Below are 15,785 nucleotides of genomic sequence, written 5' to 3' on the forward strand. Positions count from 1 at the left end.
AAACATGAAAAAACTATCATCATTACTCTATCTGGTCTTTTTTCTGGTATGGGGATCGGCAACTGCACAGGTAGTCGGTATCCAAGAACTGGCTAAATACAAGTCCGGAGATACCCTCGAAGATAAGGAAGGATGGGTAGAAGTTATCAAGGGGGATATGCCTTTGGTGCTGAGTGTTCCGCATGGAGGGACGTTCAAAGATGAACGTATCCCGGACAGGGATTGTCCCGAGTTTGGTCGGGTGGTTAAAGGTATCGATCGAAATACCAAAGAGCTGGCCATGGCTATGCAGGAGCATTTTTACCAAAAATACAAGAAGAGACCGTATATGGTTATTGCCAATCTTTCCCGTTTCAAAGTAGACCAGAATAGGGAGATACAGTTGGCTACCTGCAATGATGCACTTGGCATCAAAGCCTGGAACAATTACCACGATGCGGTGACGGCCGTGATAGCTGATGCCCGACAACATGGTAAGATCTTTTTCATCGATGTACATGGTCATGGTCACAAGGTGCAGCGCCTGGAGCTGGGTTACAGCTTGACGGCCAAGCAGCTGGCATGGGCGTATAACCGCAAGAATACCCCCAAAATGCCACCGACTTCGTCTGTGGCCAACTATCTGTCGGCGGGTGGCAAGAGGGATTTTCACGATATGCTGTTCGGTGAGTATGCCTTTGGTACATTGTTGGAAAAGAATGGCGTACGTGCTACACCGTCCATGCAGGATCCACATCCGCAGGAGGGGGAAGCTTTTTTTGCAGGAGGACATATTACCAGGAAATTTACAGCCAAAGATTTTCCGGAAGTCTTTGGAGTTCAGATCGAATTCCATTTTAGAGGAATACGCGATACGGACGAGAACAGAAAGAAATTTGCGGAAACCTTTGCAAAAACATATTGGGAATTTATTGAGCATATATAATGAAGAAGATTGCATATATCTGTATGGGATGGTTGGTCATATTGACCGGCTGTTCGAAAGAAGACGGACCGGAAACCAAGGTCTACAATTTCTCACATTGGCAAGAAGGGCAGGTCATCAAAGATGCCCAGGGATACACGGAGGTCGTGATCGGAGATTATCCGTTGGTACTGAGCGTGCCCCATGGTGGTGATATCGCTCCCGAACATATATTGGACCGAGAGTGTGAAGGAGCCGAAACTGTCAAGGATACCTATACCGTAGAGTTGGCCAGAGCAATCCAGGACGAATATCGGATCGTCTACGGCAAGACACCCTCTGTCGTGATATCCCATATTTCGCGGATGAAGATCGATCAAAACCGGGAATTGGAAGGAGCACTTTGCGACAATGTGGAACTGACCGACACCTGGCATTTCTACCATAACTATTTAGATTCATTGTTACAGTATTCTTCGCAAAAGTTTGATAAGACCGTATTTATCGATCTGCATGCTCACGGTCATGCTGTTCAACGTTTGGAACTAGGTGTGAGTTTGACTATCAGTGAATTGGGATATGTCTTTACGGGGCATGAGAATCTTGCGCATATAGGTAATCTTCGTGAAAAATCTTCTTATCGTAATCTACTCCGCATGAATTCGTCGTACACGCTCCGTGAGCTACTCTTGGGAGATCATGCTTTTGGTACATCGATGGCCGATAAAGGTTTTCCCTCTGTGCCCAGTAAACAGGATCCTCACCCTATGACGGGGCAGTCTTATTTTACGGGAGGATATAATACGACATTTGCGACGTCCACAGACTATCCGAAAGTGTATGGTTTTCAGATTGAAGCTAATGGAAATTCCAAAAACACAGCCAATAGACGGGCCCAGTTTGCAAAGAGCCTGGCCGAGTCTGTAGAAATCATGTTGCACGAGTTTTAGTCGTAAATGTTTAACTGAGGTTAACTGTTTTTAATTGTTTAATTGATGTCAATCTAAACGATTAACCCTTTAACCTTTTAATCCTTTAAACAGTTAAACCCTTAAGCGATTAATCCTATCCAACAAAAAAGAATAAATTATGATAAAATCATTCTATATATACACAGCATTCATAGCCATTGGTATGTGGGGAAATACGGTTGAAGCACAGCCGGCCAAAAATCCGCACTATCCAGGCAAAACCTGGGAAGTTGCGACTTCTCCCGAGGAACTTGGGCTGTCTACAGCCAAGTTGCAGGAAGCGGAAGCCTTTTCGAAAACCTTGCAAACGGATGCGGTGGTGGTGGTCGTCGATGGTAAGATCGCTTACCAATGGGGTGATACGGACAAAAAGATCAATACACATTCTGTACGCAAGAGTGTGATCAGCGCATTGTATGGCAAGTATGTGTTGGATGGTACGATCAATCTGGATGCCACGATGGCCGATCTGGGCATAGACGATGTGGAGGGACTGAGCAAAGAAGAGAAGAAAGCGACCGTAAGAGATCTGCTCAAAGCCCGGTCGGGTATATACCATCCGGCGCTCTACGAGACGGAAAGCATGAAAAAACGCAAGCCCGAACGGTATTCGCACAAGCCTGGTACATTCTACTATTACAATAATTGGGACTTTAATGCATTGGGTACTATCCTCAAAGAGAAGACAAAAAAACACTTTTTTGATCTGTTGTATGAAGATATTGCCAAACCTATCGATATGGAGGACTACAAACCGTCCGATGGCCATGATGTCAGCGGCAAGGCTTCCATACATAATGCCTACCCTTTTCATGTCACGGCAAAAGATCTGGCCAGGTTTGGATGGCTTATGCTCAACAATGGCCGCTGGAACGATGTGCAGGTTATTGACAGTGCTTGGGTAAAGGAATCTACACAATCGTATTCCAATACGCATAATCGTCGTTATGGATATGGATATCTATGGTGGATACCCCATGACCCTGCCAAGTATAATGGGGAGGTCTTGAAAAACCTTCCGGCCGGCTCGTTTTCGGCTCACGGGGCTAAAGGACAATACTTGATGGTCATCCCTGCTTATAACATGGTCGTGGTACATCGGGTCAATTCCGACATACGGGGCAGGTCTGTGAGTGGAGGACAATGGTCCAAGCTGTTGACAATGATATTGGATGCGAGGATGTAGTGATTGGAGATGTGGGAATTTGAAGATTTGAAAAAGAGATGATTGAGAGGTAAGTCTGGCGCAAGCATTAGTGCAACGGTGCTTGTGCCTCTTGAAACATAAACCATGAAAAAAACTTTAGTTACGGCCTGTCTGACATTATTATCTGTCTCATTCTTGATGGCACAGCGTATAGGCAAGCAAGACATTCTCATCAAAAATGCCTGGGTTTTTGACGGTTCGGGAAAAGATTCCGTACAACTGGATGTAGGCATTAAAAAAGATCGTATTACTTTTGTCGGTAAAGCCGATCAGAAATTAAAGGCAAAAAAGATTATTGACGGCACGGGCTTGTACCTTGCACCCGGTTTTATCGATCCCCATACCCATCATAATGGACGCCTTATGAGTGAAAAGGCTGAAAACCGTGCTGTATTACGCGTACTCAAACAAGGAGTGACCACGATATTTATGGGCAATGATGGATCCGGTCCATTGCCTATTGGCAAGACGCTGGATCAATGGCAGAAAGACGGTATAGGTGTCAATGCCGCTCTTTTCGTACCTCATGGAACGGTACGTGCAAAAGTCATCGGATACCGCAATATCGGTGTGTCCGACGAGCAGATAGGACAGATGAAAGAATTGGTGGAACAAGGCATGAAAGAGGGCGCCTTTGGCCTTTCGACAGGTTTATTTTATACGCCTGGTTTTTTTTCTTCTACGGACGAAGTCATCGAACTATCAAAAGTAGCGGCCGCTTACGGAGGTATCTATGATACACACCAAAGGGATGAAGGCTCACAAAGTGTTGGAGTCATCAATTCTGTCAGGGAAGTACTCGAAATCGGGGAGAAAGCAGGTATACCAGTGCACATTTCCCATATCAAAGTGTCGGGTACGCCATCTTGGGGAAAGAGTGTAGAGATCGTCCGTTTGATGGAAGAAGCACAACAAAAAGGCATAAAAGTTTCTGCAAACCAATACCCTTATGTAGCTTCACGTACAGGATTAGGCTCTGCCATAGTGCCTACTTGGGTACGGGATGGTGGAAGTGCTGCCATGAAAAAACGCTTTCAGGACGAAACACTTCGGGACAGTATTCTCAAGGGGATTACTGGGCTTATCCAAGCCCGTACAGGTACGGCCGATAAACTGTTTCTGTCTATACCATCGGATAAATTTTTGGACAATAAGTCATTGGATGAAGTGGCTAAAGCATGGGAAATGTCCCCTGAAGCAGCAACTATTGAAATCTTGAAGGACAAGTCTCCGTCTGTACATTCCTTCAGCATGACCGAAGACGACCTGCTGAATTTTATGCGTCAACCTTGGGTTATGGTAGGTTCGGACGGCGGAGGTGGCCATCCTCGTGCTTATGGAACTTTCCCCCGTGTACTACGTCGTTATGTATTGGATAAAAACGTACTTTCCATGGCCGAAGCCATTCATAAATCTTCAGGACTGACTGCTCAGACATTGAATATTAAGGATCGCGGCTTGATCAAGGAAGGGTACTTTGCGGATGTAGTATTATTTGATCCCAAAACTATAGTGGACAAGGCAGAGTTTGGGAAAGCAGAACAGCTTGCTGAAGGTATGGAATATGTCATTGTCAACGGGACACTGACAATCGATAGAGGAGAGTACACAAAAGCCTTAGCTGGACGAACTCTGCGGATGAATGAAGGGAAATAAGGGAATGTATATGAAAAAAAAGAACTTACTTACGGTGTATGTTACGGTTTTGCTGCTGGCTTTCAGTTTGGTAGTCCGGGTATATGCCCAAAGGCTTCCGGCCGGAGAAGGAAGTTTTGTCTATACAGATTATAAGCCCTTGGCAGACAAACCTATTACAGTAAGGTATTATATTCCGGATAATAAACCTGATGCGGAAGTATTGTTTGTCATGCACGGCAATAGTCGGAATGCTGAGGGATATTGGAAGACTATGCTGCCATATGCCAAAGCGCATCAGTTTTTGCTGATTGTGCCGGAATTTTCCAAGGCGTATTTTCCAAACTCAAGGGATTACCATCAAGGGGGGATGTTCACGAAAGAGGGCGATGCGGTGGAGAAGAAATACTGGGCTTTTTCACTGATTGAGCCTTTGTTTGATTATATGAAAGCCCAAACCGGAAATACAAGCCAGGATTATTATCTGTATGGTTTTTCGGCCGGGTCACAGTTCGTGCATCGTTTCTTGATGTTCCAGCCACAAAATAGGGTGTCGCGTGCCATAGCAGGTTCCGCTGGTACGTACACCATGCCGGATCTATCGGTGAAATATGCTTATGGGTTGAAAAACACCAAAGTACGTCCCCAAGACTTGTCTGGTATGTTGCAGAAAGACATGATTCTATTGGTGGGTGATGCCGATACGGTGCTAAGCCGAACGGATCTGGTCAAAACTCCAGTAGCTAATAGACAGGGAAGAGACCGTGTGGAGCGCGGACAGGAGTTTTACAGACGATCCAAGGAGCTGGCCGGACAGTTGGGAGTTTCTTTTGGATGGAGCTTCGCATTGGTGCCGGAAGCAGGACATTCACAGTCGCAGATGGCTTCTACAGTCGCAGAGATTTTGTTCGGAAGCAAACAGGTTGAAAAAGATAAAAAATAGCTGTAATGAAAATCAAAAAGATTTGTGGGATATTTTTAGGCTTGATAGTCTGCTTGGTAGCCTCGTTTACTACATTTGCTTGGGATTACACCTTAGATGAGGGTAGTCCGATCGATAGGATACAAAAAGGTGTCGTGGAGTATAAGGGCAAATGGTACCATGCCGGCGATACCATATATGGGTACAAGGACTACATCAAATTGGTGGTAGGAGATGCCAAGGCACCTCTATTGTTGGGTATTCCCCATGATGGTGCCATGAAAGGTGATCCCGAGATACCACGGGTCACTAAGTCCGGTAGGGATATCAATACAAAGCCTTTTACATTGGGTATCGCAGAACTATTTAGGAAAGATGCCGGACTGCAACCGTGGATTATTATATGTGAGATTCATCGGCAGCGTGTGGATGCAAATACTTTTCCCAAGTTGATAGAAGAGCGATATGGTGTGGATACAGACGCAAGAAAAACATATGATAGCTATCACGAGTTGTTGTTATTGGCGCGCGCGACGATGGCTCGTAATTTGGCAGACACAAAAGGAGGGCTTTTTATTGATATGCACGGCCATGGACATACCTATGTCAAAGGGTATGAAGAGGAATATATCTCGCCGGTAGATGGCCAAAAGATTTTGTCCAAGTATATTCGTCAGTCCGAAGTAGCGTATGCTATATCTAATGAAGCACTTGAAAAATCAGACAGTGAATTGGACAAGTTGGCAGAATATTCGAGTATCTATGCTATCGTCAAAACCAATCCCTCTGTATCTTTGTCTCAACTGATTCGTGGGCCGTATAGTTTAGGTGCCCTTTTGGATGATGAAGGTACTGTTGCAGTTCCCGGCAGACTGATACCTGTACTGGAACGGAATGTAGAGTTGTTTGGAACAGATAAAGACGGAAAGCCTCGGCGGAGACCCTATTTTAATGGTGGATACTTGACACGTAAATACGGCTCGGCGATAAAACCTGCCGGGGGAAATATAGGTTTTCCCGATAATATATCGTCTATTCAGATCGAAACACCTGGTATTACCGTTCGAAACAACGCGGTTGTAAGGTCGAGATCGATACATCAGTTCAAACGTGCTATTATCAAATACCTCAACCATTGGTACGGCTATGATTTTCCAAACAGCGCATATCCATACACGTATTTTAAATAATAAATAGTATGCGAAGATTGATGATCTATATGTGCGCTAGACATGGGCTATACATAGGAGTATTGTCCTGCTTGATCTTGCTGACACATTGTACAAAAACGTCTGCCGAAAAGATTGAGCCTCCGAAAAAGGAAGAAGGCACCCCCGGTACACAGCCGAATCCATTGGTAGCAGAACACTGGAAAGTCGGTCAAAGGTTTTTTACCGACAACGAATGGGCTGAGTGCATGGTAGGAGATATGCCCTTAGTCCTTACCGCACCCCATGGAGGAGATATAAAGCCCGCAGGCATACCGGATAGATCCTGCCCGAATGCTAAAACAGCAAAGGACCTGTACACACAGGAACTAGCTAGGGAAATAGCGGCCGAGCTGTATGAGACATACGGTGTACGTCCCTACGTCGTCATCAATCTCCTGCACCGTAGCAAGTTGGATCCCAATAGGGAAATCGAAGAGGCCTCTTGTGGCAATGAAACAATGAAAGAAGCATGGCGTGGTTTCCAAGGCTATATCGACTCGGCTTTGTCTACGGCTGTACATCATCATGGCCGCGCCTTGTTTGTCGATCTACATGGGCATGTAGGAGACCAGATCGAACTAGGCTACTCGCTGACGGGAACCAATCTGCGTACCTTGGCCAATGGTAATGATATCACTAATCTGATCGCCAAATCTACCATGGTCAACTATATGACGAAACGATCCCCGGCGATTTTTCAGGGCATGATTATGGGAGATGCCGCATTTGGAACGCTTTTGGAAAACGAAGGGATTCCCGCCATGCCCAGCAAGCAAAAGAAAGCTCCGCTGTCGGGGGTGAGTTTCTTTAGCGGTGGGTATATTTCCGACAGATATGGCGCGGTAGCGTATCCCGGCGTCTATGGATTTCAGATGGAATGCCATCCTTCGATCAGAAATGCGGAAAGATCAGCATTTGTTAAGACTTTTGCCAAGCTTATCATGCAATATCTGGAAAATACAACATTTTAATATTCAATTTTTTTAGGACAAACACATAATTTTACAAGACAACATGAAACGAATTTCCTTATTTTTTCTCGTTACCGGGTTTTTGATATGGGGGTGCAAGCAACAGCATAAACCCGTTGCGATAGATGCCTACAATTATCAGATTGTCAAGCATGACACTTTTCAACAGGCCGCAGTATCTTCGGCTCATCCCTTGGCAAGTGAAGTGGGAAGATATATATTGGAACAGGGGGGGACAGCCATGGATGCAGCTATAGCAGTACAGTACGCATTGGCTGTGGTCTATCCGAATGCAGGAAATATCGGTGGAGGCGGGTTTATGGTCGTACATACCAAGGAAGGAGAATCCTATACGATAGATTTTCGGGAGAAGGCTCCGGGTTCGGCACATCGGGATATGTACCTGGATTCGTTGGGCAACGCTGACCTGACCAAAAGTCAGGACGGACACCTCGCATCGGGCGTTCCCGGTTCTGTAGCGGGTATGGAATTGGCCCATCAAAAATTTGGTACGATGGAGTTTGCTAAGCTGATACAACCGGCTATAGATCTGGCCGAAAAAGGTTTTGCAATCACGGAAAGAGAAGCTAAGGGGCTGAACAGGTATAGGAAAGACTTCATCAAATACAATACCCAGACTCCGGCATTTGTCAAAGAACAAGGGTGGAAAGCCAATGACACCTTGATCCAGACCGATCTGGCCAATACGCTAAAACGTATTCAGAAGGATGGAGCAAAAGGATTTTATGAGGGCGAAACTGCCCGCCTGATCGTAGAAGAAATGAAGCGCGGAGGAGGTATCATCACCGAGCAAGACCTCAAAAATTATATAGCACAAGAACGTATCCCTATTGTATTTGATTATAAAGGGTATGAAATCATCACGATGGGATTGCCTTCGAGTGGCGGTCTGGTCATTCAGCAAATGATGGAGATGATCAAACCATATCCTTTGAAAGAATATGGTTTTCAGAGCAAGGAAGCCGTCAATCTGATGGTCGAGATAGAACGTAGAGCCTATGCAGATCGTACGGAGTACATGGGGGATCCGGACTTTGTGGATGTGCCTGTAGCCAAATTGTTGGATACAACGTATATCCGTTCGAGAATGAATGATTTTGTGCCGTTGAAACCTTCCAAAAGTGAACACATAAAAGCCGGTTTGGGTAAGGAAAAAGAAGAGACAACACACTTCTCGATCATCGATCAGTATGGCAATATGGTGTCGCTGACCACCACGATCAATGGAAACTATGGTAGCCGTGTTGTCGTGGGTGGTGCCGGATTTCTCTTGAACAATGAGATGGATGACTTCAGTGCAAAACCGGGTGTGCCTAATAAGTTTGGATTGTTGGGGACAGAAGCAAATTCTATCGCTCCGGGCAAGAGAATGCTGAGTGCGATGTCACCTACGATTGTCAAAAAAGACGGCAAACCCTACGCTGTAATCGGTACACCTGGTGGTTCGACCATCATCACATCGGTATTCCAGACTTTGCTGAATATATTGGAATTTGATATGCCAGCCTACGATGCTGTCAATAAGCCTAAGTTTCACCATCAGTGGATGCCGGATCTGATCCATGTCGAGAAGAGCTTTGATCCGGAGCTACGCAAGGAATTGGAAGCTATAGGTTATGTCGTGAAAGAACGTGCAAATATTGGTCGCACAGAGGTACTGTTGATCCGTAATGGTGTGATCGAAGCCGTAGGGGACAATCGTGGTGATGATAGTGTGGCGGGATTGTAGAAAAATAAAATAACAACAACATGAAAAAAATTGTTTTGGCGGTGATCTTGCTCTATTCAGGAGTATTGGCTGCCCAACAAAAGAGTTTTGATTATTTTATCAAGAATGCAACAGTGTATGATGGTACGGGTGCGGCTGGTACAATCCTACATGTCGGCATATCTAAAGACAAGATCCAGTACGTCGGAACAGATAGTACTATGCAGGCCAAAAATGTTATTGATGGTCGAGGCTATGTCTTGTCTCCCGGTTTTATCGACCCACATACACATGCTGATCGTTGGTTGAAAGGGGACGATACGAATTATCTTTTCCCTTGGGTGGCACAGGGTGTCACGACAGTATTTGTTGGTAGTGATGGCTTTGGTACCTATGAGATCAACAAATCATTTGCTACATTTGAGGAAAAAGGCATGGGAGCAAATGTAGCGGCCTTTGTCGGTTTCGGACCGATAAGGAGCAAAGTTTTGGGCAACGATGTCGTGCAACCGGACAAGGCGGATATCGAAGAAATGAAAATCTTGGTCGAACAGGGAATGAAGGAAGGTGCACTAGGCCTTTCTACCGGGCTGCTCTATGTGCCACAGATATGGTCAAAAACTCCCGAAATCGTCGAACTTTCCAAGGTAGCAGCACAATACGGAGGTATATACGATACGCACATGCGTTCGGAATCAAACAATATCATACAAAGTATCAATGAGGTAATTACCATTGGTAAAGAAGCCGGGCTTCCGGTACATATATCGCACATCAAGATCAGCGGAGAACGCAATTGGGGACGTTCGACAGAAGTCATCGAGCTCATTGATAAACACCGTGCAGCAGGTATGGACATCACGGCCAATCAATATCCTTTTGTAGCCTCGTTGACGGGGTTGAAAAATGGATTAATGCCCAAATGGGCTTTGGCCGGAGGGAATGCCAGGATGGTGCAACGATTGAACGATCCTGAAGACCTGAAAAAGATAAAGGCTTTTTTGGTCAAACGGACGGATGAGCAAAACAAGAGAGTAGTCGTCTCTACGTTGGACAAAGAGATGCAATACCTCAATGGCAAGTCGCTGTACGACCTGTGCCAGGAATGGCAGTTGCCTATCGAAGAAGCTGCGGTCAAGCTGTTAAAATTAAAACCCTCTATCAGCGGCATGAGCTTTACAATGGACGAGCAGGATATTCTTAATTTTTCCAAACAACCCTGGGTCATGACCGGGTCGGACGGAGGAGGTTTTCATCCGCGTACCTATGCGACTTTCACACAGATTGTCGAAAATTACAGTTTGGCGAAGGAAGTCTTTCCTTTGGAGTGGGCCATTCACCGTGCGACAGGAATGACCGCGCGCAAGTTTAAGATCCCAAATAGGGGAGAGATCAGAGAAGGGTATTTTGCCGACATTATCCTATTCAAACCCGAAGAAGTCAAAGCACACTCGGATTTTGTCCATATAGATCGGCTTTCGGAAGGTATGCGTTATGTATTTGTCAATGGCAAGCCCGTGATCGAAGAGAAGAATTTTACTAAAAAATTACCAGGACAAACTATAAAAAGAGCACAATGAGAAAGTTAAATTTTGCTTTTCTGGCCTTGTTGTCAGGAAGTATGGTCTCTTGTTTTCAGCAAAGGGAAGAAAAGAAAGATGTAGACCTTTTGCCTATAGAGCAAACTATCTTAAAGGATAGTTCAAGTTTTTATTACATCAATTTTGCGCAGTACCCCACATCTTTGAAGGGATTGCCTATAGGTGTATTCGATTCGGGGACGGGGGGATTGACAGTATTGGATGCTATTGTACGGTTTGACGAATACAACAATGCAGATAAGCAGGCCGGAGCAGATGGGGTAGTTGATTTTCAGCACGAGGATTTCATCTATCTAGCTGATCAGGCCAATATGCCTTATGGCAACTACCATGCAACCAATAAGACAGATCTGTTGCAGGAACATATCATCAAGGACTTCCAGTTTCTGTTTGGCAACAAATACTATACATCTCCGGGAGGAGAAGCTCCGCTGACCGATAAGAAACCGGTCAAAGCTATTGTGGTGGCGTGCAATACCGCTACGGCTTATGGGTATAAGGAGGCCTTGGAATTTGTGAAGAAGGCCGGAGTTGACGTGCCTATTATTGGCGTTATTAATGCTGCGGTAGAAGGTACACTGAGCAAATTTGACAAGAACGAGAACGGAACGATTGGCGTTTTTGCTACGGTAGGGACTATCGCTTCGCAAGGTTATGAAAGAACTATTGCAGATGCCTTGAAAGCCAAGGGATATACCGGCAAGGTACAGGTCGTCAATCAGGGAGGGCATGGACTGGCCGAGGCCGTGGATGGAGAAGTGGACTATATCAACAGAAAGGTCGATAGACCACGTGACTCCTACAGAGGACCTGCCTTGGACAACGATAAGCACAAGATCGAAAAGGAATTGCTACCTGTGTACAATTTCAATTTTGAAGGAAATCAGATGTTGTGTGATTCAAAAAATACAGACGATTGTACGATCTTGCAAATCAATTCGGCCGAGAATTACGTCAGATACCACTTGGTGTCTATGATGAATAATCTGAAAGCAATGGAAAATCCACAGCCTTTGAAGTCACTTATCTTAGGTTGTACACATTATCCTTATATGATCAAGGAGATCAAGCTGGTTTTGGACGAGTTGCGGAATCTTCGTGATGAGAAGACCCAAACGTATCTTTATAAGGATTTGATCAGTGACGAAGTGGATATCATCGATCCCGCTATTTATGTTGCGAGAGAATTGTTTGAGGTTATGAAAGAACGTCAATTGTTCAATGATCACGGCAATATGTCGGCCAATAGTGAGTTCTATATTTTTGTGCCCAATACATCCAACAAGAATATACAACTGGATAGTTTGGGACGTTTTACCTACGATTATAAATATGGCCGCAATGCCGGTGAGATCCAGGAATATGTCAAGGCTGTACCTTTTGACAATCAAAATGTACCTCAAGAAACACTGGATAGGTTGAAGGAGATGGTGCCACAGACGTTTACGTTGATACGTAATTTCAGCCAAAATAATGCGAAGAGTACGGCGATTGCCAAAGAGGCGAAAATAAATTGATGTATTTTGTCCACTGCTTATAAACCGTTCTGGATTACGGAATGCTTTGGTTAATAAGATAACTGTCTATAAATAAAATAATATGAAATCAATAAATCGCTTTTTTACCTTAGTCTTATGCACTTTAAGTGTATGCGTACTCCTGTCCACAAGTGCCTTTGCACAGCCGGGACATTTGGTGCCTGTAGGAGGAGGTGCACTGGACAATGCTTTTATGCTGAAATTTTTGTCCTTGAGTAAGGTCAGAGAACCTCGTGTGCTGATCATTCCGTATGCTGCCAAAGATATCAATACTTATCTTAAAAAGACACAGGATAGTTTTCAAAAAGCAGGTGTAAAAGACATCCGTGTGTTGGATTTGTCGGACTCCCAACAAGCCGCAAAAGTGATCGAAGAGAGCGATATCATCTGGATGTCCGGGGGAGGACAAGTACGTCTGAGGAAGGCATTGGAAAAAGCAGGCGTAGCCGATGTCATTCGTAAAAAACATGCAGAGGGCACCTTGATCGGTGGTACAAGTGCCGGAGCAAGTGTACAAACGGATGTGATGATGGCAAGTTCGAAACGCGATCCGGAAACCAAGGTATTGATACCTACACTTTCTTATGGGTTGAAATTGTGGCCCGAAGTCATCATCGATCAGCACTTTAGCGAGCGTAAACGGTTGGAACGCCTGGAAACCGCTGTGAAGAGACATCCAAATCTGGTCGGTATCGGTATAGATGAAAGTACAGGTGTGGTATATGGAGGTGATCATAAGTTTACCGTGATCGGCAAAGGGACCGTCACGGTGTTGCGGGCAACAACCCCTCAAGCGGACAAAGACAACGTTGAGCTTAAAAAAATCATTCTCAAAGCTGGGGATGCATATGATTTGAAGGGAGAGTAGAGGTTGACAGGGAACAGTGGACAGTTGATAGTGGACAGAGGACGATGGAGAGTTGACAGGCTCCTCGCACCCCGTATCCCGCAACAGGCTCCTCGCAAGATGACAAGCAAAATAAAATTGAGAAATATATGAGATCATTTATTTGCACGATCTGTGCTTTCTTAGGTTTGGTTATGATGGCGGAGGCTCAGATCACCGAGGGCAAGGGATATTTTGAATTTTCGGATAATGAGCATCTGGAAGGTAAGAAGATGCGCATCTTTTATTATAGACCTACCGGGGATGTGACGCGCATGCCGATACTATTTGTGATGCACGGCATGTTACGTAATGCGGATGTGTATAGGGACAATTGGGTGTCGTTAGCGGACAAGCATAAGGTATTGGTCATTGTACCGGAGTTTTCCAACAAAGACTTTCCTGGTAGTCGTGCTTATAATTATGGTAATGTACTTACCAAGGGAGGGAACTCGGTGGACGAGAAGTATTGGTCTTATTCGCTGATAGATCCCATTTTTGACTATGTGGTCAAAATAACCGATAGTAAGGTACAGTTGTACGATCTTTTTGGACATTCAGCAGGCTCGCAGTTTGCCCATCGTTTTTTCTTGTTCAATAAAGATACGAAAGCTAATCGGGTCGTTGCTTCGAATGCGGGATCGTATATGGTGCTCGATCAGCATATCGCTTTTCCGTGGGGTCTGAAAGGTACGCCAGTGGATAAGGAGCATTTGCGGGTTGCTTTTGCCAAGCAGTTGGTCGTGCAGTTAGGAGAGAATGATAATGACCCGAATCATCATCAACTACCCAAGGGAAAAGAAGCTATGAAACAAGGAGAACATCGTTTCGAACGTGGACAGTACTTTTTCAAAACAGCACGGGAAGTTGCCGAAAAAGAGGGAATGTCCTTCAACTGGAGTATCCGTACGGTACCCGGTGTAGGTCATCAGAATGGTAAGATGGCCGTAGATGCCGCGGAGTTTCTGTATGGGGGAAGTAGTTGAGAGTTGAAAGTTGAAAGTTGAAAGTGGACAGAGGACAATGGAGAGTTGACAATGGACAGGCACCTCGTATCCCGCAACAGGCAAGATGATAAGAAAAATAAAATTGAGAAATATGATGAGATTATTTATTTGTACGATCTGTACTTTTTTCGGTGTATTGACGGCTGCACAGGCGCAAGAAAAGTTTTCTGGTGAAAATTACGTATTGGTCATCCATGGTGGTGCCGGTTCGATGTCTCCTAATCGTATCAAGGGAGAGGTTGAGGCTGCATACGTAGCCAAATTGACCGAAGCACTGAAGGCCGGATATGCGAAGATCAAGAACGGAGAAAGTAGTGTGGAAGCTGTGATTGCAGCTATCGAGGTCATGGAAGATTCGCCGTTGTTCAATGCGGGAAAAGGTGCAGTATTTACGCATAATGGTAAAAATGAGCTGGATGCTTCCATTATGGATGGAAAAACGAGAATGGCCGGTGCAGTGGCAGGGATCACGACGGTCAAAAATCCGATCAAGGCCGCACGTGCTGTCATGGAAAAATCCGGACACGTGATGCTGACCGGCAAAGGGGCAGAGATTTTTGCGGAGAGTGCAGGGTTGGAAATTGTTTCTCCCGAATATTTTTGGACACAACATCGTTGGGACGCTTTGCAGAAGATATTGAAAAGAGATTCGACCAAAGTAGAGCTGGATCATGATGAGAAACAAACATTTGTACCTACGGTGAAAAATCTGGATGAAAAATACGGCACCGTAGGAGCCGTGGCCAGGGACAAAAACGGAAATCTAGCTGCGGGCACGTCGACAGGAGGGATGATGAACAAGAAATATGGACGTGTAGGGGATTCGCCTATTATCGGAGCCGGTAACTATGCAAATGATCAGGTGGCTATCTCCTGTACCGGATGGGGTGAATTTTTTATTCGTACAGCTGCGGCTTACAATGTGTCGGCCCAGATGAAGCATTTGAATAGAAGTGTACAGGAAGCCGCACAGAAGGCTATCGACGAAATAGGAGAATTGGGCGGTACAGGTGGTATCATCGCTTTGGACAAGGATGGAAAAGTGGCTGTGCCTTATAATACAAAGGGTATGTACCGTGGAGCCGTCAAAGCGAACGGTGAAATAGAGGTAGCGATATTTTAAGGGAACAGCTGACAATGGACAGCTGACAATGATTAACTATTTGATTGGTTAGAAATAACATTGAACCGGTTAAACGATTA

The 15,785-nt window shown here is 45.1% G+C and carries 13 protein-coding genes; all 13 read left to right on the plus strand.

Annotated elements, in window-relative coordinates:
• Positions 1–4 precede the first annotated feature (4 nt).
• Positions 5–925, plus strand: coding sequence for an N-formylglutamate amidohydrolase (locus G5B00_RS11295; protein WP_163875123.1), 921 nt, complete (start codon positions 5–7; stop codon positions 923–925).
• Positions 925–1,854, plus strand: coding sequence for an N-formylglutamate amidohydrolase (locus tag G5B00_RS11300; protein WP_163875126.1), 930 nt, complete (start codon positions 925–927; stop codon positions 1,852–1,854). The genes G5B00_RS11295 and G5B00_RS11300 overlap by 1 nt, the downstream gene beginning before the upstream one ends.
• Positions 1,855–1,993: 139 nt before the next feature.
• Positions 1,994–3,061 carry a serine hydrolase domain-containing protein gene (locus G5B00_RS11305; protein WP_163875129.1) on the plus strand — a complete coding sequence of 356 codons (1,068 nt, stop codon included), beginning with the start codon at positions 1,994–1,996 and terminating at the stop codon, positions 3,059–3,061.
• A 105-nt stretch (positions 3,062–3,166) separates the two neighbouring features.
• A complete protein-coding gene (locus G5B00_RS11310; RefSeq protein WP_163875132.1) occupies positions 3,167–4,738 on the plus strand; it encodes an N-acyl-D-amino-acid deacylase family protein in 1,572 nt (523 codons plus the stop codon).
• Positions 4,739–4,748: 10 nt separating this feature from the next.
• Positions 4,749–5,660: a hypothetical protein gene (locus G5B00_RS11315; protein WP_163875135.1), complete on the plus strand. Its 912-nt coding sequence runs from the start codon at positions 4,749–4,751 to the stop codon at positions 5,658–5,660.
• Between the two features lie 5 nt (positions 5,661–5,665).
• Positions 5,666–6,829: a hypothetical protein gene (locus tag G5B00_RS11320; RefSeq protein WP_163875137.1), complete on the plus strand. Its 1,164-nt coding sequence runs from the start codon at positions 5,666–5,668 to the stop codon at positions 6,827–6,829.
• Between the two features lie 8 nt (positions 6,830–6,837).
• Positions 6,838–7,821 (plus strand): N-formylglutamate amidohydrolase, encoded by a 984-nt coding sequence (locus G5B00_RS11325; RefSeq protein ID WP_163875140.1) that lies wholly within the window; start codon positions 6,838–6,840, stop codon positions 7,819–7,821.
• A gap of 43 nt (positions 7,822–7,864) precedes the next feature.
• Complete coding sequence (gene ggt, locus G5B00_RS11330; protein ID WP_163875143.1) at positions 7,865–9,571, plus strand: gamma-glutamyltransferase; 1,707 nt, start codon at positions 7,865–7,867, stop codon at positions 9,569–9,571.
• A 20-nt stretch (positions 9,572–9,591) separates the two neighbouring features.
• Positions 9,592–11,130 carry an N-acyl-D-amino-acid deacylase family protein gene (locus G5B00_RS11335; RefSeq protein ID WP_163875146.1) on the plus strand — a complete coding sequence of 513 codons (1,539 nt, stop codon included), beginning with the start codon at positions 9,592–9,594 and terminating at the stop codon, positions 11,128–11,130.
• A complete protein-coding gene (locus tag G5B00_RS11340) occupies positions 11,127–12,668 on the plus strand; it encodes a glutamate racemase (RefSeq protein WP_205966396.1) in 1,542 nt (513 codons plus the stop codon). The genes G5B00_RS11335 and G5B00_RS11340 overlap by 4 nt, the downstream gene beginning before the upstream one ends.
• Positions 12,669–12,750: 82 nt before the next feature.
• Complete coding sequence (locus tag G5B00_RS11345; RefSeq protein ID WP_163875150.1) at positions 12,751–13,557, plus strand: cyanophycinase; 807 nt, start codon at positions 12,751–12,753, stop codon at positions 13,555–13,557.
• Positions 13,558–13,685: 128 nt separating this feature from the next.
• On the plus strand, positions 13,686–14,561 hold the full coding sequence (locus G5B00_RS11350) for an alpha/beta hydrolase (protein ID WP_163875153.1): 876 nt from the start codon (positions 13,686–13,688) through the stop codon (positions 14,559–14,561).
• 112 nt (positions 14,562–14,673) lie between these two features.
• Entirely contained in the window at positions 14,674–15,705 is a 1,032-nt protein-coding gene (locus G5B00_RS11355; protein WP_205966397.1) for an isoaspartyl peptidase/L-asparaginase family protein, read from the plus strand.
• Positions 15,706–15,785 lie beyond the last annotated feature (80 nt).

It is taken from the genome of Parapedobacter sp. SGR-10, from assembly GCF_011030405.1.
GTDB lineage: Bacteria > Bacteroidota > Bacteroidia > Sphingobacteriales > Sphingobacteriaceae > Sphingobacterium.